Origin of the sequence: Leptospira weilii serovar Ranarum str. ICFT (assembly GCF_000332415.1) — a bacterium.
GTDB lineage: Bacteria > Spirochaetota > Leptospiria > Leptospirales > Leptospiraceae > Leptospira > Leptospira weilii_A.
This window is the reverse complement of the sequence record NZ_AOHC02000010.1, coordinates 1-18,802: the sequence shown is the minus strand read 5'-3', so window position 1 is coordinate 18,802 and position 18,802 is coordinate 1. Positions and strand designations below refer to the sequence as shown.

Sequence of the window (18,802 nt, the reverse complement as noted above, 5' to 3'; positions counted from 1 at the left end):
GGGAGTTCGGACAAACCTTTTTGGATTTGTTTTTCTAGATCTTCTAGTTTAGCTAAAATCACCCGAGGACTTTCCTGCTGAATTTCTTCATAGATTTCCTCCTTATATTTGCTTAAAGAGAAATCATGTCCGCTTTCCAGGATTTTCTATTTTGGAACGAAGAATGCCTTTCTGTTCGTTTGATCTCCTTTTGGATCTCGAGAATGGAATCGACCACGGATATCCATAAAGATCGCTTTGGTCTATCTTGGTTCGTTTACTATCCCAAACTGTACCCATCCGCCAACGTCTATAAAACCAGGTGTGTTCTATTTTCCCACCCTTCGTAAAAATCAGAATCGTTATACTGACTCCGATGTAAGGCTTAAAGACTCCGCTTGGTAACGTGATTACCACTTTAAATTCTGATTCTTCTAAAAGTTTTTTACGAAGACTCACAAAAGCTTTTCCGCTTCCAAAAAGTAGACCCTGAGGAAACAATCAATCGGCAGTTCCACCCCGTCCGAAGCATATTAACAATTCTTCCTTCAAACTTCGTTACAAGCGGAACTGATCCATCGCCTCCTTCGGATGAGAAGCATTTGTTTGTAGAGTTCCAATAAGTCCTGAGTTTCTTTTTTGGTTTTGGGTTGATTCATAGTAAAATGTGAATTGGTAAAACAATCGCAAAGTATCGGTGTGGAAGGAGGATATGCAAACGGATTTCATTGTGATCTGAAAAAAATTCGAAAGCGGAGAATGGAACAAATATCTTTTCTCAAGGAGGATCGAGAGATACTCATTCATAAACTTCTGATGGAACCCTCTCGCACATCTAAAGAGCCGCGTATGACCGCCAAGAAACTCCGTGAATCGGGAATGATCGGACAATCGTTCAGACATAACAGATAGCGTCGCCTACTCTCGCAAATTACGCACGGCTTCCGGAGCACACAAGACGGAATGATCTTTGCGGACAGTGATGTTCTCATTGACCTCTGCGTGACGGCCCGTTCGCGTATCGATGACTCGATACTCTAACGGACGAAGGGGAGTTTGTTATCTGTGCGGTTTTTCAGCCTTTGAATTGTTAGATGGATGTCGAAACAAAAAAAGACCTGAAAGAACCTCGGAGCCATTTTATCCGACAATCCCGAATCGTATGGCCTGATTCAAAAACAATGGTGAAGGCGCTGGATACGTTTCAGATGTACAAACTCAGTCACGGAGTGCAAATCAACGATGCGTTAATCGGTCATACGGCGCTCGCGTTGCATACGTCGATTTACACATCGATCGTAAACACTTGTGGGAAGCTCGGAAAAAAATTCTAAAAACGCAAAGCGCGGAAAAATTTCCTTTTCCTAAAAAGAAGATCGATTTTTCTACTCTTGTAATGTATGCCGTTCGGACAATTCTACTGACAGAAGACGAACCGGGAATTCAAGAAACAATTCGAATCGTTTTAGAATCGGAAGGATTTCGGATGCTCTCTGCAATGACCGGGATGGAGTGTCTTTCTCTTTTGAAAGAATCTCCGGATCTACTGGTACTCGACGTAGGTCTTCCGGATGTTAGCGGCTTTGAAATTCTAAAAGAGCTTAGAAAAAAACATTCGATTCCGGTCATTTTGTTAACCGCTAGGGAATTCGAATTGGATCGTGTTTTGGGTCTGGAATTAGGCGCCGATGATTATATGGTAAAACCGTTCAGTCCGAGGGAACTGGTCGCAAGAATCCGAGCTGTGCTTCGGAGATACGATGGAAATTCGGAGGAAAAACGAATCGAGTTTTTTACGGATGAGGATCGTAAGGTGATTTACTATTACGGTAAATCCTTGCCTCTCACTCCTTACGAATACAAGACTTTACTATTGTTTTTAAAACGACCCGGTAAAATTTTCACCCGAGAAGAAATTATGGACATGGTCTGGACGGAACCGGAGGAAAGTTTCGATCGAGCCGTGGATACTGTGATCAAAAACATTCGAACTAGATTGAAAGAAGTCCGGAGCGACGTCGATCCGATCGAAACCAGACGAGGTTTAGGTTACGGATGGAAGGTTACGTTATGAGTCTTTGGATCCGAATCGTAATCGGTTTTTTTTTGCCTTTTTTGTCGGTTATTACTACTTCGTAGATAAAATAGAAGATTCGATTCGACCTCGTTATATGGAAGCGGTGGAAGAATCGTTGAACGATACCGCTCATCTATTGGCTTCTTTATTGGAAAGAGAAGTTTCCCAAAAAGAATCCACTTTGGAAAAAGCGAGCGAACGAATTCTTTCTCCGATGTTACGGACCGCGAAAGAACGAAATCTAAATTCTAAAATTTTCGAAATCACAAAGAAAAAAGTCGATCTACAAATCTACGTTACGGATGCAAAGGGAATCGTGATCTACGATTCGCAAGAGTATAAAAAAGGATTCGACTATTCTAAAAAAAACGACGTGTATCTCACCTTACAAGGAAAATACGGAGCGAGGTCGAGTCCGTTATCGGTTTCCAAATCGGATAAAGGAATATTCATAGGTGCGCCCATCCGACGATCCGGGAAAATCATCGGAGTATTGACCGTGATCAAACCCAAAAACAGTTTGATCCCTTTTATCGAATCGACTCGAAAGAAATTTTGGAATTTGAGTTTGTATGCGGCTTTGTTCATCGTAGTATTGTTTATCTCCGTTCTATACTTCCTATTCTCTCCCATAAGAAAATTATCCGAATACGTTTCCGCTCTTCGGTCCAAAAAAAGAGTTCCTTTTCCAAAAATAAGCGTACCGGAAATCCGAGGTCTGGGAGAAGAAATGGATCGATTGTTTCGTGAACTCGCGGGAAAAGAATACGTAGAAAATTACGTACAATCCATGACCCACGAAATCAAAAGTCCTCTTTCTTCTCTCCTTGCTTCCGCCGAGTTGATCTCTGAAAATCCCGATCGTCTGAATCTTTTGATCTCTAACATTCAATGGGAAGGAAAAAGAATTCAAACGATCCTAGAAAAATTATTGGAATTCAGCGCCTTGGAAAATCTATCCCAATTGGAAAAAGTTCCGAATCTAAATTTGCAGACGATCGTCCGAGAAACGGTTTCTTCCGTAACTTCGGAATCGATTCGAAAAAAAGTAAAGATTCAAGAGTTAACCGAAACCGTGTGGGTAGAAGGAAATTCTTTCTTTTTAGAAATGGCTCTTCGGAATTTAGTACAGAACGCTTTGGATTTTTCAAGCCCCGGTTCGCAAATCACAGTTCGTTGCGGGAAAAAGAACGATTTTCCTTTTTTAGAAGTGGAGGATTCCGGCGCTGGAATTCCAGGGTACGCTTCCGAGAGAATTTTTGAAAAATTCTATTCTCTTCCTCGTCCGGATACGGGCCGCAAAAGTTCCGGATTGGGTCTTGCCTTTGTGAGAGAAATTGCAAAATTACACGATGCGGACGTGGAAGTAAAAAACGGAAATTATCTCGGAGTAACGGCTCGAATCGATTTCAAAAATAGTTTTCAAAAGTAACGTCCTCACACAATCCTCACATTCCGCTCATCGTTCTCTCACAAAATCGGTGCATACTTTTTCCATAAGGAGAACGTAATGTTTAAAATTCAATCGTCGGTAACCATTCGGATTATCATTCTTGGGATACTACTTTGCGGATTTTTGATCCCGATTAGTATGATTGATTCTTTGGTAATGGAAAGACAACAAAGAGCTGTGGAAGCGGCGGAAGAAGTGAGTTCCAAGTGGGGAGCTTCGCAAACTGTGGCGGGTCCGTTTTTGGTAGTTCCTTATCGTATACAAAGAGAAAGAACCGAGGAAAGAGATGGGAAGGACGTTTTAGTAAAAGAAAACGCATACGAAGAAATGTATTTTCTACCGGAAGAGTTGAATCTGGAAACGGATTTAAAATCCGAAAAAAGAAAACGGGGAATTTATGAGGTTATCTTGTATGGAGGAGATTTAAAACTTCAAGGAAATTTCAAACGACCTTCCGTTTTCGATTTTCCGGAAGATACGAAACGTATTGATTGGAACAATGCTCGTTTGATCGTTTCGGTAACGGATTCTAAGGGAATCGGAAACAATATGGAATTGGTTTTTGCCGGAAAAGGAGAAACGTTTCAACCGGGAGGATCTTCTCCTCACATTTTTGATTCCGGCTTACATTCCGAAATCAAACTTTCCGAATCGAAAGCGCCTCTTACTTTCCGGATCAAAATTCCGATCCAAGGTTCGAATTCGATCCATTTAGTGCCTCTCGGAAGAAAGAGTAGGATTCAAATTACTTCGAACTGGAAAGATCCTTCGTTTGAAGGAGCCCTTTTACCCAAGGAAAGAAATATCTCCGAAACCGGATTCCAAGCTACTTGGGAGTCTTCGTATTTCTCAAGAAATTATCCGCAAGTAATTTCGAGTTACAACGATTTAAATCCGAATGAGATCTTATCTTCCGGATACGGAGTTCGATTGATTGTTAGAGCCGATCAGTATTTGAAATTGGAGCGATCTTTGAAATACGCGATTTTGTTTCTTGGCGCCAGTTTTACTCTTTTCTTTTTGTTGGAAATTTTCGGAGGAAAGATCCTTCATCCTTTTCAATATCTAATGATCGGATTTGCGATGATGGTCTTTTACATTCTGAACTTGTCCTTATCGGAACACTTGGGTTTTGTATTTTCTTATGCGGTCGCATCACTCGCGGTCTCAAGTCTGATCGGATACTATGCCGGTGCAGTTTTGCAAAATACGAAGAGGGGAATCATTGCGGGCGGGTACTATGTAGGATTGTATTCGTTTCTATACGTTATACTTGCTTCCGAAGATAATTCTCTGCTTTTAGGTTCGATCGCTGTCTTTTTGATTTTAGCGATTTTGATGCACTTTACTCGAAAGATAGATTGGTATTCTTTTGGATCTAAGAAGGGAGAGATCGCATCGTCCTAAAAACGAAATTAGAAATTTAGATTGGATTTTGAAATATAGAAAAGACAAATTCGATTTTATGTTTCTTGTTTATAGCCCTAACTCGAAAGAGTAGGGCTTTTTTATTGGATTTAGTTTTTGGAACTTTACAGCCTCTATTCAAGAGATGATGATTTTCGAAAAGACCAAAGTAGGTTGCCTATTTTGATGGACTTTTCTTCCGTAGTAAAAACGCTACCTATCACAATCAAGACTTACGTTTCCTAGGAGAATCATATATAATCATGAACCCATCCAAACTATTCGAAGCAATCCGAGAAGGAAAATTGGAAACCGTAAAAAAACTTCTGGAGGAAGGTTGTGACCTTTCCTCTTTAGAAGAAGGCGGACACAATAACGCACTGACTCTCGCTGCCTATATGAGACAACCGGAGATGATCGAAGTTCTTCTCAAGAAAGGTGCCGGTGTCAACGACAGAACGACAAGCGGGCGCACTGCACTTCACAATGCGGTTTGGCAGTACGACAAACGGTCCGTAGAACTTTTATTGGAGGCGGGAGCCGATATTCACATTGCAGATAATTCCAATTGGACTCCCATTTGGCTCTCGAATCGATGGGAGTCGTTTGCAACTCTCGTTGAGCGAGGCGCTCGGGTTGATGGTGTGGATCCGGAGGAGGGAGAAACTCTCCTCAGAAAAATCGCCGTAACAATGGCTCCTTTGAAACAAGACGAAGGGATCAAAATGTTAAACAAACTTGTTGAACTTGGTCTCAAAGTCTCTAATGAAAAACCAGATGATCGTGGGGAAACTCTATTGATGGAAGTGATAGATCGTTCCTCTATAAATAAGGGGGAGAATCAAATCGCTCACTGGTTATTGAAACAAGGAATGGATCCTCTACACGTTAGTGATGCAGGCACGACAGCGTTGCATTATGCGTGTAAGGTAGGAGATTTGGACATGGTAAAGACCTTACTTTCTCTCCGTGCCGATGTAAATGCACTCGTTACGGAAGACGGCGGCGGTTTCAAAGTCGGTATGAGTCCGATGGACTCGGTAACTCAGTACGGAAAGGAACGTAAATCGATTCTTGCAGAATTTAAAAAAGCGGGAGCCGGTAAGGGCACACCCAAACCTGCGATGGATTTGGAAATCGAGGACAATGTAGTTCAACTCAAAGGCAAAAATCGTAAGGCGATTTTGGAACATATCTTGGAGATTACAAAAGATCTCAAAGCCAACGTATTTTCCCACCCGGACTATAACGATCCGGATCATTACCTCGATTGGGAATTTCCAGGAGAAGAGATTGATGAAGCGGATTTTTTCTCCAAATGTGTAGACGATCCGACATTGCGTCCGTTAGTGGTGCGTTATGTGTCACAGATTTTGAATGCGAATGAGAAGGAAGAAGAGCCGATTTATGTACACGAGGAATTGGAAGCGGGAGGTTATGCGATGCAGTCGCTCGTTACAACCGGGGAAGAGGAATATCTGGAGCTACTTAACGAATACATTCACTCGATCGATATCGATCACACGGTGCATCTCTATGATCTGATGGATGTGGCGCGTTCCGTGTACAATGAAACACAACTCGCGACGATAGAAAGCGCACTTGATGAGTTAGGATTGGCTCGTTAAAGTTTGAAAACTTATTACTAAGATTTCGAAATTTTTTTTAACAGCCGTCTTTGAAATTTGCAATTTCCTCATTCGTTGTTGAAAAAGAAGTTTATTTCCTATTGCGGGAAAAAGCGGAGCTACCTAAAATAAAGATTAATATATCAGATCTCACGGATTCCGGAAAGATAGTAAAATGTATTGGGAAGATAACGAAGCGCAGATAGTTGTCGATTTATCTCAAGACATTGATGATGGAAAAGCTTATACGATTGTTTTAGCGGTTTGTAGAAAATTAAATACGGCGTCCGATGATTAAAAGGCGGGACGACTATTTAGAAAACTTCAAAAGGATGGAGCGTTTCTTTCCACCGAGGTTTTACTCTACAGGTGGGCTAAAAGAATTTTGTATCATTGGAAAGATTAAAGAATGTTCTTTTGAAAATTGAAAAATGCGCTAAGTATTTGCCACCTTAAAGATTCCGAATTCTCTTCATGATGGAGAGAAATTAAAGAAAGTTTGTGATAAGAGGGTTGTATTCATTCAGACGATAGAGTGGGTATAACATGTTTTTACTGAAGTTTTTTCCCCGAAAAAACTCGATTCGAAATTAAAAAATGCTTACGGGAATTTTTAAATCGATCGAACTTAAGATTAGCCCTGCAAAGAATTAATTTTTTCAAAAAAAGTGCAAAATTTAAATTCCTAAAAATCTACCATTTTCTACTAAAACCTACTAAAAACGACGATTTTTGAAGAAAATGCGCACTTATCCTAAACTCAATCCCAACCATTGAATCACCGAAGATAGAGTAGGAAGAAAAAGGACGTCTCGGATGAAAACTCCGGTCCGTTTGGATTCTTTCAAAATATATAAATATTCGACCAAAACCAAACTCACAAAGGGCTCGGGCACGGATGCCGGAGTCATGATCAGTTTCAAGGAGGAAACCCATGATCATCAATCACAACTTAGCCGCGATCAACTCTCATCGCGTTCTGAAGTTTCAGAATAACGAAGTAGCCAAGAACATGGAAGCCCTGTCTTCCGGTATGCGAATCAATCGCGCCGGTGACGACGCTTCCGGACTTGCCGTTTCTGAAAAAATGAGAACGCAGGTGAAAGGTCTGAGACAAGCAGAGAGAAACACCGAAGACGGTATGTCTTTGATCCAAACTACGGAAGGATATTTGCAGGAAACGAATGATATCATTCAGAGGGTTCGGGTTCTGGCTATCCAGTCCTCCAACGGAATCTACAGCGCGGAAGATCGCCAGATGATTCAGGTTGAGGTTTCTCAGCTCGTCGACGAGATTGATCGTATTGCTTCTCAAGCGGAATTCAACAAGATGGCTCTCCTTCAGGGGGACTTTGCAAGAGGTTCTAGAACTTCTTCCATGTGGTTCCATATCGGACCGAACCAACACCAAAGAGAAAGAGTGTATATCGCGACTATGACTGCGAAATCCCTCAATCTCATTAAGGCGGACGGTTCCCTCCTGACTCTATCTACGGCTGAATTTGCCAATGACTCTATCGGAACTCTGGACGACGCTCTGATGAAAATCAACAAACAAAGAGCGAACCTCGGAGCATACTTCAACAGACTGGAACACGCTTCCAAAGGTCTGATGGTTGCTTACGAAAATATCCAGGCTTCAGAGTCGAGAATCAGGGACACAGATATGGCGGAGGAAACAGTTGCATTTACGAAGAACCAGATCTTGGTTCAATCGGGAACTGCAATGCTTGCTCAAGCTAACGTAAGACCTCAGTCGGTTCTCCAGCTTCTTAGATAAGATTTTAACCGAAATCTTGTAGTCGCCGATTTTTTGGCGACTGTAAAGGCAGGAGAATAACTGACCGGAAGAGGAACACATTTCTTCGGGAATGTGTTTCCTTCCGGAATTGATTTTTAAATTCCATCCGGTCCTTTTTCCGACCTTTTTAAGAAGCCGCTTTTCGCGGCTGTTCGCGTTTTAAGTTCCCTAAAAGTACGACGGAAGGTTTTGTCAAAGAACATTCTAAGTAAAAATTAAAATATTAGAATATTCGCTTTCCGTGGTCCTTTTGGGATCAAAGAGATTCGTTGAACGAATCGCGATTGATAATCGAATATTACTCCGCGGTGTAGACGCCTGGTCTTTCAGGTGGTCTGAATACTGTCCATCCCGGAGCACCGGACAGACCATGTCCGGCCGGCAGATAGGGAGATTTGCCGGTTCATCTCTACAAAGGAGTGTAGAATGATTATCAATCACAACCTGAGTGCGGTGAATGCTCACCGTTCTCTAAAGTTCAACGAGCTTGCTGTAGACAAGACGATGAAGGCTCTGTCTTCCGGTATGCGGATCAACTCCGCGGCGGACGACGCTTCCGGACTCGCCGTTTCCGAAAAGCTGAGAACGCAGATCAACGGTCTGCGTCAGGCGGAACGGAACACCGAAGACGGGATGAGTTTCATCCAAACTGCCGAGGGTTTCCTCGAACAGACGTCGAACATCATTCAGAGAATCCGGGTGCTCGCCATCCAGACCTCGAATGGGATCTACAGCAACGAAGATAGGCAGCTTGTGCAGGTGGAAGTATCTGCGCTGGTGGATGAAGTCGACCGAATCGCTTCTCAAGCTGAATTTAATAAATTCAAGCTTTTTGAAGGGCAATTCGCGAGAGGGTCCAGGGTCGCTTCCATGTGGTTTCACATGGGACCGAACCAAAATCAGCGTGAGAGATTTTTTATCGGCACAATGACTTCGAAAGCCCTGAAGCTTGTAAAGGCGGACGGGAGACCGATCGCGATTTCTTCTCCGGGAGAAGCGAACGACGTGATCGGCCTGGCGGATGCGGCCCTTACGAAGATCATGAAGCAGAGGGCGGATATGGGAGCCTATTACAATAGGCTTGAATATACCGCAAAGGGTTTGATGGGTGCGTATGAAAATATGCAAGCGTCGGAATCCAGAATTCGAGACGCCGATATGGCGGAGGAAGTTGTCTCGCTGACCACAAAACAAATATTAGTGCAGAGTGGTACGGCAATGTTGGCGCAGGCAAACATGAAACCGAATTCAGTTCTCAAGCTTCTGCAGCAGCTCTAAGGAAGCCTTCCAGGAGGGAAGGTAGAAAAAAGGTTCCACCGGGAGGCATCACTTCCGGTGGATTTTTTTTTGATTCTATCAGCCAAGTCCATCAAAACCGATTCGAAATTCTTTCATTCGAAAGAGCTGATCAAGGTCGGTAATCGAAAAATGACGTTCTTTAGAGACGGATCGGTCAAGTTATCGTTTCCGGAAATTGCATTGGGTTTATCCCCCGCGTCTGTCTGAGGCGAAAAGACGTTATTCGGATCGTTGGAATCCCAGAATAGAACGTTGTCTACCGAGACGTTGAAAACCAATTTTTTGGAAGTGTCCTTTTCGGGGGGATTTAAATTTACGACCATTACATACGGCTCCGTGGGAGATAAATTCTCTGCGGATTTAGGGAGTTTAAATTTTAATACTTTATCGGAAGTGTAAACCTCGCCGGCATTCAACGGCGGGTTTTTAAAATTCAATCCGCCTACGCCGAACAAATCGTTCGAGTTCGGACTGTCTAAAAAATTTCCAGTATTCGAATCGATATACGCGCCGCGCAAAGTACAGCCCATATCTTCCTCACCTGCAGCCAACAATTCAGAAAAGAAATAACTCGGAACATTTAGATGAGAGGCAGGACAACCGTTCTCTAAAATCAGCGTTTCTACATGGCCGCGATCCGAAAGAAGGGGAACGGTAAGTACAGGATTTAAACCCAAATCCGCAAATCTGTATGCGTTTTCAGGAACATCGGTCGGAGCAAAGAAATAGGTGAAGTTGCTAGCTACGATGCCCATACGATCGTAATCCGCTCTGTCGCTTTGAGGTATGAATTTGTCCATCGGCAATTCGGAGTTATTTGTATTGTTGCCTGACAAGGCCACAACCGTTGCAGTCTCACAAGGGCCACGTGCGGGATCAGACGTAAAATTTTCAAATTTTGGTCCCGAATACAAAACAAGAGACGCATTTTCAAAGGTTTCACTTCCGACTGCAGGCCCGCCCTTTTCCGGGGTTTTATACGCAACGATTTTACAAACGTTGATGGAAACGGCTTCGGGTGTTAAAAAATGGTCCGTAAATCCATCCGCATTACCATCTCCATAATTCTCCGGATTTTCTCCACCCAAGTCGGTTAGAAAACCCGTCGGAGAGGATCCGACTCTAAATTGAGGAGAAGCGGCCGAACGCGCCGCGATCAAAGAGTTCGTATTTGAAAAACGGAATTCCGAATTTTCGATCTCGTTTCCTTGCCCTGCGATCAAAAGCGCCAGGGTTAAGAATAGGTCCTTTTCACGATCGTTCTTGCCGGAAGAACAATTACTGATCGTGAATAAAAGAATCGAAAAAAACACCGCAAATGAAAGCGGCCCTCTTATGAAAGAGTCTTCGTATCGTTTCATGGTATATAACCTCTAAAGTAATATAAGGAAATATAGAATTTTTGGGTAGGAACCGAGACAAAATGGAACGAAAAAATGCGAGATTATTGAAAAATTTAAAAACGTTTCTTCGGATCGTAAATCACGTTTTTGGGAATGTTTCGTTTCCTCGCAGTAAGAAGGCCGTTGATCGAATCGATTTAGAACCTGTCCCAAAACTCAAAACAATCGCAGAGATTTGCGGCCATTCCGATAAAATCGGACGGTTGGCGGAAAAACTATAAATTAAATTAAACTAAAATAAATTCATAATAATGAATATTCTATTTATATGAAATTATTTAATTCGTATATGTGAATCATGCTCCTATGCATGAATCAGTGCGTTTTGATTTGTAAAAAATATATAATATAATTTTAATATTACCACTACCAAGGTAATGTATATTTTTTATAAAAAGGTTTGATTTGGAAATCTGTAAAAAAATATTAGAGAAGATCTATGGATAAAAAAGTTTTTAACCTTTTAAATCGATGAGATTGTATGCGTATTTTTTTGAATGTCTATGTTTTTGTAAAATTAAAGCGAATTGGAACGACTTGGTTTGGAAGTATTATCGAGTAATGGAGTGTTAGAGTGAAAAAGAAACAAAAAGTTTCAGGGGTAAAAGCTTTGAAACTAAATCCGTCAAGAATAGTTCAGGTTGGAATCCGGTGTTTTTCGCTGATTTTAATTTTTTCGTCGATATCGTTTTGTATCCCTGAAAAAAAGAATTCAAACAAGGACATTATGCTCCTGGCGTGGTTGGTCGGAGAGATGAATTCTTTTAAAGAAGGCAAGGTATTTTCAAACGCTAAATATTTAACGGGACCGCTGGGTCAAGTGGAGTACCGCGGTTTAGATTTTCATGATAATGTCGTTTTTAACGGGGTGGGGAAGTATAATTGGCAAGAGGCCGGTGATGCGACTCTCAACGTAGGAGTTACTCTTCATGCGATGGCTTGGAAATATAAGAACACTCGCGATCCGGATACGCTTGCTCTGATCAAGAGATACGTAAATTATTATAAGTTAATGCAATCTCTCAATGGCGGAGGGCTCGGTCGAAACTTTGTCAATGTGGAAGCCTATGATCAATTTTTGCCTTGTAATAAGAATGGAACCGTGGGAGTCGCGCCCGACAATGCGTCTTGCGGAACCATGAGATATAGCGATTATACGTTTGAAGATCAACAGTATAAGTTCAGATATGATTTTTCTCTGGACGCCGTTATTCATTCTCTCGTTGGACTTTATTGGACTTATGTTTTTGTGGATGAGTTAAAACCCGATATCGTTCGGATTTGTACGGATCTTTTGGGATATTATGAAGCTAACAATTATCAAGTGAGAGATGTTAATAACGTGAACCTTCGATATGGCGATCATAATCCTGGGACCAATCCTGTGGCCAAAATCAACGAAGTGATTTTGAAATACATCGCTCGAGGTCAGATAACGGACCTGGGAGCTTGGCGAGAAGTTATAACTCTCGGTTCCGTTTTTGCAGGGTTGATCGTTCAGGTGGAAGATGCCAATTTCTTTAATCATTATATGCTCATAAAAGGAGTCGGTGTTTTAGTCCATCTGGGATATCCATTGCAGAACGGATTGAAAAATTTGATCAGTGCGGTTAAGGATCAAGGTCATGAACTGGCGGAATCCATGGATATTTATTTCTTTCAAGCTTCTAAAATACACGTAAAGGATAAGGGTGGATTTCCGCTTTTCAATTATCATTGTTTGGTGGATCAAAACTTTACGGATATCATAGGACTTTTTGATAGAAAACCTTACAATAAATGGGAATATTCTCCGTTAAGAAGATGTATCGTGCAGCGGTCTTCCGCCTTAGGATTGAACGCGGGTTTTCTGGAAGCTTACTGGTTGTGGTGATTGACCCGAAGATCCAATGATATTTCAAAAATCTTATTTGAGATTTTCGGAAAATTTAAATTTCGAGGAATGATAGGATAACGTAAGTTGAATATAAAAAAATGTTTTGTTGGGGAATTTTCCATAACCAAATGTTTGTTAGGTGTTATAAGATTTAGTTAGATTTGTAGAAACACAAACGGGATAAAACAATCCCGTTTGTGTTTAGCGTTTCCGGTTGTTTCGATAAAATTTAGTTTAGAATCGGTTCCGGAACCCTGTTTCTGACCGGTTTTAAAGATTTAAGATAAGCGAAAATATCCTTCAATTCCTCGTCGCTGAGAGGATTCATGTTTCCGATAAAAATTCCGTTCATGGGCGGAAGAATCGGTCTTCCTACTCCCAACCTTTTTTGAGTACGAACCGTTTGAATGAACATTTCTTCCGTCCAACCGCCGATTCCGGTTTCCGGATCGGGTGTTAAATTCTTCGCAAAACTAACTCCCCAGGGGCCGACGACGGCGGTAAGATCTCCGGTAAATAAAAGCCACGGAGAATTGGTATGACTTTTGTAGTCCGGTAACTGATTCGTTTCCAAATAACCCGCTAAAAATTTAGAAGCGTCGGGTACGGGTCCCTGTGGCGTCATCGTTTTTGCGGTATGACAATCGCTGCATCCCGCGACCGTTACCAATTTTTTACCTCGTTCAACGCGCGAATTACCATCGTTTTTCGAACAGTTTGCGAAAAGGACGATCGCGAAGATGAATGTTGAAATCGTAGAAAAAATTTTTTTCATAAATTTTCCTAATTGTATTTTATAAAGAATCGACCGTACCAGAAACGATCGTCTACTTTATCGTAGGGCAGATTCCGGAGATTCAAAAAAGAAGGCTATCGAAAAATGGAATATTCGGTTTTTTTGAACGCTCTCATTGATACAGAGCCGATTTGAATTTTTGATTTATAAATGAAAATGATTTTTGAAGAACCCAAAAATACTCCCAAATTCTGATTTTCAAAAGCCGGAAGAATTGTCGGGAAAGGACCCAAAAAAATACCCGGAAAAAACTCCGGGTATTTTTATTTTTTTGAGGGAGAACGGTTAACGTTTATTTCAAAGGTTTGAATTCTAAGGTAACCACTCCGCGAGTTGTAGACTTCACTTCCAAAGATTTAGAAGACAAGAAAGAGAACCCCCTGTCTTTTTTGTAGACCAATTCTTCTTGGAAAAGAGCGTCCTTACCGGGATAAATGACTTCCCACTCGGAACCGTTCATATCGGAAGTTCTTACGTTTACTTCTTTTGCGGCGGTCAACTCGGTAAGGTCGTCCTTGAACTTAGTCGCCTCGTCCGCGTTTAAGCCCGTAAACTTCAGAACGATCGGGTTGTTTTCAGTGAGGTTGAACCATTCTTCTTTCAACTGATTGTTTACTTTTTTAGAAACGGAGGTCGCCCATTCCGAGATCGCTTTTTCTCTGGAAACTTTTTGAGTGATGTCCGCGCCGCGTCCGTCGGCGGTTCCACTGTCTACGATCTTACCGTCTCCCCAAAGAAGAACTACTTTGTATGTTCCCGTTGCGGCCGTGTTATAGATGGTTCTTTCCAGAGCCTTACCGTTTACGGATTCCAGAGGTTGTTGGTCTTCGGTTTCCACACTTCCTAAAACCAAAACTTCCGCTTGTAGAGCTTCCGCAAGAATTTTGATCAGGGGAGAACCTTCTACATTTTCAGCGTCCACTTGATTCTTACTTACTTTTTTTGCGGTAAGAGCCGGATCGATGATTTTGTTTCCGTTTTTCTTGAGGGCCTTGATGATTTCGGCTTCACCGAAATTGTTCGGGGTCGCCGGAAAAACGGGAGCTCCTCCCACTTTACCCAGAACTAAAACGGCAACTCTAGGATTTCCCACATCGGCGAGTAGGTTGTCAACCGCGGTGGAAATTTTGGATTCTTCCACTTCACATCGAACGGTGAGTTTCAACATGGGTTGAGTGTCGATTTTACCTTCGGCTTCGTCGATGATATCGTAACTCTTAACGAACGCATCCGTTTTGGAAAGAAGGCTGGAGCCTAAACTCTCTCCGTCGGAAGCCTTACTTTTGTTGCTGATCTCTTCGCCGATCACTTTACGAACCGCGTTGATTTTTGCGTCTTTCAGGGCTCTTTGTTTTGCGATCTGCTTGTCTCCGTTATAGATGGGAGCCTCGCCGATTACGGTAACCTTGTTACCTTCTTTTTCATACATTTCTTTCTTCTTACCACGAGTGGATCCGGAAGAACCGCAGCTGACTGCGAAGGAAATAACTGCTAAGGCTGCGATTAGCCTGGTGGTAGGGAAACGATTCATTGTGTCGTTTTTCTCCTTGAAGAATAGGTTTGAGGGATTTTCTTAAACAAAATAGGAATTCTCGGATGCTCTACACAAAAATAAAGAAAAAATTCTTTCTTTCAGTCATTTTTTTTCTCCTTCTTCCTTCGGTCGCCTGCGCGGAAAAAAGTTTTCGTAAACATATCGCGGAATCGAAACTCATTCCTTCCGAAAATGAATTTTACTCGAACATTCTTCCCGGACTTTCGGGGAAAAACGTGATTCTCATCACCAATCCTTCCGGAATCGGCAGAAGTCCGGAACGAATTCTCAGGGAATTTAAAAAACACGACGTAAAAATCAAACACCTCATCGGACTCGAACACGGATTTCTGGGATTGGAAGAAGACTTCAGTAAATCTCCCGTTACCGTGGATGAATTTTTCAATCTTCCGATTTATCATATCTATCGAGTGAAGAATGCGGAACTTCCCGCGATTTTAAAAGGCGCCGACGCGATCCTTTTCGACGTGCAAGATATGGGGATGCGATGTTATACTTACTTGACGGTTTTAAAAAGGATCATGGACGGGATTCCGGACCCGGCGAGTACGAGACTCATCGTGCTCGATCACGTCAATCCGGCTCTTTATTTAAAAGGAAGAGGGGAGATGCTCGATAAAAGATTCTTAAACTTTGCGGGAGAATTTCCTTCCCTCTTTTTCGGAGGTTTGACTTTGGGTGAATCGGCCGCTTATTATAACGCGGAATACTTGGATAAAAAAGTTCGATTGGAAATCGTATCGCCTAAAAACGCCAAACGTTCTTTCGATTGGGATAAGGAAGGAATTCCTTGGACGACTCCTTCTCCGAATTTACCAACCGTGGACTCGGCGATCAATTATCTGGGACTGGTTCTATTAGAAGGAGTGAATGTTTCCGTGGGACGAGGAACTACGGCTCCTTTTGTTTATTTCGGCGCGCCCTGGATGAACGAACCGGAAAGATTAGCGGAAGAATTGAATCAAAATTCCGAGGGGGACTACTATTATCAAACCGTATTCTTCAAACCGGTGTTCGGTCCCTACAAGAATGAAATCTGTAGGGGTTTGCGTCTAACCGTTGTTAATCGGAAATACGACCCTCTTAAGATGGCTTTTCGATTGATTACGACCTTAAAAACGAATTATAAGGAATTCAAATGGAGATCGTATCCGGACGGAACGTATAACGTCGATTTCCTTTGGGGAACGGAATCCTTTCGAAAAGCGGTCGACTCCGGAAAAAACTACGATCAATATTCGGAATATTTAAGTTCTACCGAGAAAGAATACAATGAGAAGATCAAAAAATACTATCTCTATTAAAATGAATCCCAAGTTCGGCGTTTTTTTGAGGACGGTTGCGTTTTTTATTTTATTCTCATTTTTGAATGTTCCCGTCTTCGCACAAAACTCGGATTGGAAGGAATATTCCCTCGGAGAATTGATAGGAAGACTCAAATATTACACGTACGCGAAGGTCGCACAAAGTTTAAGAAAAGAATACCCGATCGATCAAGAGCAGACGTGGGAAGACGTAGTTTGTACGATTCCCGTTCCGGAACTTCCGGGGCCTTTTTTCTGCGGCCTTTTAAAACGGCAACACCCGTCCGAGTCGCAAAAATTTTCCGAACCTGAAACGATTTCCTCTTCCCCGGCCTCGGAAAAACTTTCCGCATCCGTTCCCAAAATTCTTTCTCCCCATGCGGCTTACGGACTCAATCCGGGTTTGAAAGTATATAAGAATATTCAATTGTACTCAGGAACTACGATTTCCGGAAAAAACGTGGTAAAAATCGATTCGGAAGAAAATCCGGGGGAATCCTTACGCGCATTCTATCTAAACAACGGACAACTCAGTCACTACGAGTTTCGGGACAAAATTCTCATTTTTGACTGGTCCGGTTCCAAATTGAACGCGATCCTGGAAGTGAAAACGGATTCGATACGCAGACCGCTTGGCGGAAGAGAAATTTTATTTCCATGAAACCGATCGTTTCGGGTTTTCTACGAATGATGGATCATCAGGGGATCGATCCGGTTCGGTATATCTGGGTCACGGCGACTTACGATTCGAACACTTCCGAAAAACAAGAAGCTCATATTCAAGAAAATTCTGATATTCTAAACTACTTGGGTAAAAAGGTGAAGTTGGAATTTACCGGAAAGATCCGTTGTGTTTCCTGCGGAAGAATCACTAAAAAAAGTTTCAATCAGGGAAATTGTTTCACTTGTTTTCAAACGCTTGCGGAAAACGACATGTGTATCCTAAGACCGGATACTTGCCATTTTCATCTCGGCACCTGCAGAGAACCGGATTGGGGAGAGTCTCACTGTTTTATTTCCCACACGGTGTATCTCGCAAACAGTTCCGCGATTAAGGTCGGAATCACGAAAGAAAATCCGGTATCGAATCGTTGGGTGGATCAGGGGGCCGTTCAGGGAATTCCTCTTGTGGAAGTGACTTCGAGAAGGGATGCGGGAATCATCGAAAAAGAACTTTCTAAAGTTTTATCCGATCGAACGACTTGGCAGAAAATGGTGGCCGGCGACCCGGAAGAGGTGGATCTTTCCGAGAGAAAAAAAGAATTCATTCGAAAAATCGAAAGCCTTGATTTGGATCTGGATTATAAAATTTCTCCGCAGGAATCTCCGACTACGATTCGTTATCCGGTGCAGTCTTATCCTCTTAAGATACAATCCCTTGCACCCGACAAAAATCCGGTGATCGAAGACGTTTTGACCGGGATCAAAGGACAATATCTTTTGTTTGAATCCGGGGTCATCAACATACGCGCGTACGGCGGTTACGAAACGATCTTGAGCGCGGAATGAACAAAGAAAAATCGGTTCGTTTTAGAAAGAAGGTTATGCGACTTCAATTGTAAGAAACATTCAAGAATATTTGCGGGTACTCGCAAAACTTTTGTGGAAGTCGTTAAACGTTTAGAATGGGACGCTGAAAAAACGGAAGAAGCCGATTTTTGTTTTCGGTTTTTTTAGGAACGACCTTTTGCGATCCTAAAATTTTGCTATGAATTCTTTATCCTTTCGAAAGAAAATGCTTCCGATGAAAAAGATTCTTTCGACGTTATTCGTACTTTCCACCTTCTTTTTGTTTTCCGCATGTGGAGCCATCATTGATTCCGCGGTTCCGATCGAGTTGGATTTACAGATCGGAAAGTCGTTTTTAGAAAACGCAAAAGACGGAAAAGAAGGAATGCATATCTTAAAGGATGCGACCCTTGAAAAATACGTAAAGTCCGTTGCGGACCGGATTCTCAAATCGGATCGGATCCGATACAAAAAAGAATTTCCTTATAAAATCTCCATCCTGGACGACGACGATACGATCAATGCGGTTTGCACTCCGGGCGGTTATATCTTCGTGTATACCGGATTGTTAAAGTTGATCAAGGACGAAGCAACGCTCGCGGCCATTCTCGCGCATGAAATCGCTCACGCGGAAAAAAGACATTCCGTAAAACAGATCATCAGTTCATTAGGAATTTATTTTACGATTTACATCGGTCTTACGATTTTTAGGTGT

18 protein-coding genes are annotated in these 18,802 nt (G+C 42.2%); 13 read left to right on the top strand and 5 right to left on the bottom strand.

From position 1 onward, the window contains the following. Positions 1-123: 123 nt before the first annotated feature. Positions 124-438: an N-6 DNA methylase gene (locus LEP1GSC060_RS20450; protein WP_230458287.1), complete on the bottom strand. Its 315-nt coding sequence runs from the start codon at positions 436-438 to the stop codon at positions 124-126. Between the two features lie 635 nt (positions 439-1,073). Here LEP1GSC060_RS20450 and LEP1GSC060_RS20445 point away from each other — a divergent pair. From LEP1GSC060_RS20445 to LEP1GSC060_RS20705, 6 genes are all read left to right on the top strand, one after another. Further along, entirely contained in the window at positions 1,074-1,313 is a 240-nt protein-coding gene (locus tag LEP1GSC060_RS20445) for a PIN domain-containing protein (RefSeq protein WP_002994207.1), read from the top strand. A gap of 62 nt (positions 1,314-1,375) precedes the next feature. Continuing rightward, positions 1,376-2,053 (top strand): response regulator, encoded by a 678-nt coding sequence (locus tag LEP1GSC060_RS00950; protein ID WP_036095047.1) that lies wholly within the window; start codon positions 1,376-1,378, stop codon positions 2,051-2,053. Between the two features lie 4 nt (positions 2,054-2,057). Further along, the gene (gene creC / locus LEP1GSC060_RS00945; protein ID WP_002994115.1) at positions 2,058-3,488 is read left to right on the top strand and encodes a two-component system sensor histidine kinase CreC; all 1,431 of its coding nucleotides are present in this window, start codon (positions 2,058-2,060) and stop codon (positions 3,486-3,488) included. A 78-nt stretch (positions 3,489-3,566) separates the two neighbouring features. Then, positions 3,567-4,916: a cell envelope integrity protein CreD gene (gene creD / locus LEP1GSC060_RS00940; protein ID WP_002994185.1), complete on the top strand. Its 1,350-nt coding sequence runs from the start codon at positions 3,567-3,569 to the stop codon at positions 4,914-4,916. 263 nt (positions 4,917-5,179) lie between these two features. Further along, the gene (locus tag LEP1GSC060_RS00935; RefSeq protein ID WP_002994148.1) at positions 5,180-6,544 is read left to right on the top strand and encodes an ankyrin repeat domain-containing protein; all 1,365 of its coding nucleotides are present in this window, start codon (positions 5,180-5,182) and stop codon (positions 6,542-6,544) included. 175 nt (positions 6,545-6,719) lie between these two features. After that, a complete protein-coding gene (locus LEP1GSC060_RS20705) occupies positions 6,720-6,842 on the top strand; it encodes a hypothetical protein (protein ID WP_002994182.1) in 123 nt (40 codons plus the stop codon). A 451-nt stretch (positions 6,843-7,293) separates the two neighbouring features. Here LEP1GSC060_RS20705 and LEP1GSC060_RS19095 read toward each other — a convergent pair whose 3' ends face one another. Then, complete coding sequence (locus LEP1GSC060_RS19095; protein WP_196221621.1) at positions 7,294-7,455, bottom strand: hypothetical protein; 162 nt, start codon at positions 7,453-7,455, stop codon at positions 7,294-7,296. A 23-nt stretch (positions 7,456-7,478) separates the two neighbouring features. Here LEP1GSC060_RS19095 and LEP1GSC060_RS00925 point away from each other — a divergent pair, with 23 nt between their 5' ends. Further along, the gene (locus LEP1GSC060_RS00925; RefSeq protein WP_002994206.1) at positions 7,479-8,324 is read left to right on the top strand and encodes a flagellin N-terminal helical domain-containing protein; all 846 of its coding nucleotides are present in this window, start codon (positions 7,479-7,481) and stop codon (positions 8,322-8,324) included. Positions 8,325-8,771: 447 nt separating this feature from the next. Beyond that, a complete protein-coding gene (locus LEP1GSC060_RS00920; protein ID WP_002994137.1) occupies positions 8,772-9,623 on the top strand; it encodes a flagellin N-terminal helical domain-containing protein in 852 nt (283 codons plus the stop codon). Between the two features lie 113 nt (positions 9,624-9,736). Here the strand turns inward: LEP1GSC060_RS00920 and srpA are convergent, their stop codons facing one another. Further along, on the bottom strand, positions 9,737-11,005 hold the full coding sequence (srpA, locus tag LEP1GSC060_RS00915) for a sigma factor sigX-regulated lipoprotein SrpA (RefSeq protein ID WP_002994161.1): 1,269 nt from the start codon (positions 11,003-11,005) through the stop codon (positions 9,737-9,739). Positions 11,006-11,621: 616 nt separating this feature from the next. Between srpA and LEP1GSC060_RS00905 the strand changes: the two genes are divergently transcribed. Beyond that, entirely contained in the window at positions 11,622-12,920 is a 1,299-nt protein-coding gene (locus tag LEP1GSC060_RS00905) for a hypothetical protein (protein WP_036095027.1), read from the top strand. A 232-nt stretch (positions 12,921-13,152) separates the two neighbouring features. On the opposite strand, the gene LEP1GSC060_RS00900 is transcribed toward LEP1GSC060_RS00905, so the two are convergent. Then, positions 13,153-13,698 (bottom strand): c-type cytochrome, encoded by a 546-nt coding sequence (locus LEP1GSC060_RS00900; RefSeq protein ID WP_002994167.1) that lies wholly within the window; start codon positions 13,696-13,698, stop codon positions 13,153-13,155. Positions 13,699-14,011: 313 nt separating this feature from the next. Then, positions 14,012-15,250: a lipoprotein LipL46 gene (locus LEP1GSC060_RS00895; protein ID WP_036095025.1), complete on the bottom strand. Its 1,239-nt coding sequence runs from the start codon at positions 15,248-15,250 to the stop codon at positions 14,012-14,014. Between the two features lie 65 nt (positions 15,251-15,315). On the opposite strand from LEP1GSC060_RS00895, the gene LEP1GSC060_RS00890 reads away from it, so the two are divergent. From LEP1GSC060_RS00890 to LEP1GSC060_RS00875, 4 genes are all read left to right on the top strand, one after another. Next, the gene (locus tag LEP1GSC060_RS00890; protein WP_002994215.1) at positions 15,316-16,578 is read left to right on the top strand and encodes an exo-beta-N-acetylmuramidase NamZ family protein; all 1,263 of its coding nucleotides are present in this window, start codon (positions 15,316-15,318) and stop codon (positions 16,576-16,578) included. Beyond that, entirely contained in the window at positions 16,547-17,239 is a 693-nt protein-coding gene (locus tag LEP1GSC060_RS00885; protein WP_036095021.1) for an LIC_11883 family protein, read from the top strand. Before LEP1GSC060_RS00890 ends, LEP1GSC060_RS00885 begins: the two co-directional genes overlap by 32 nt. Further along, positions 17,236-18,087 (top strand): DUF2797 domain-containing protein, encoded by an 852-nt coding sequence (locus LEP1GSC060_RS00880; RefSeq protein WP_002994165.1) that lies wholly within the window; start codon positions 17,236-17,238, stop codon positions 18,085-18,087. The genes LEP1GSC060_RS00885 and LEP1GSC060_RS00880 overlap by 4 nt, the downstream gene beginning before the upstream one ends. 235 nt (positions 18,088-18,322) lie before the next feature. Further along, on the top strand, positions 18,323-18,802 hold a 480-nt coding region (locus tag LEP1GSC060_RS00875; RefSeq protein ID WP_196221620.1), incomplete at its 3' end, for a M48 family metalloprotease.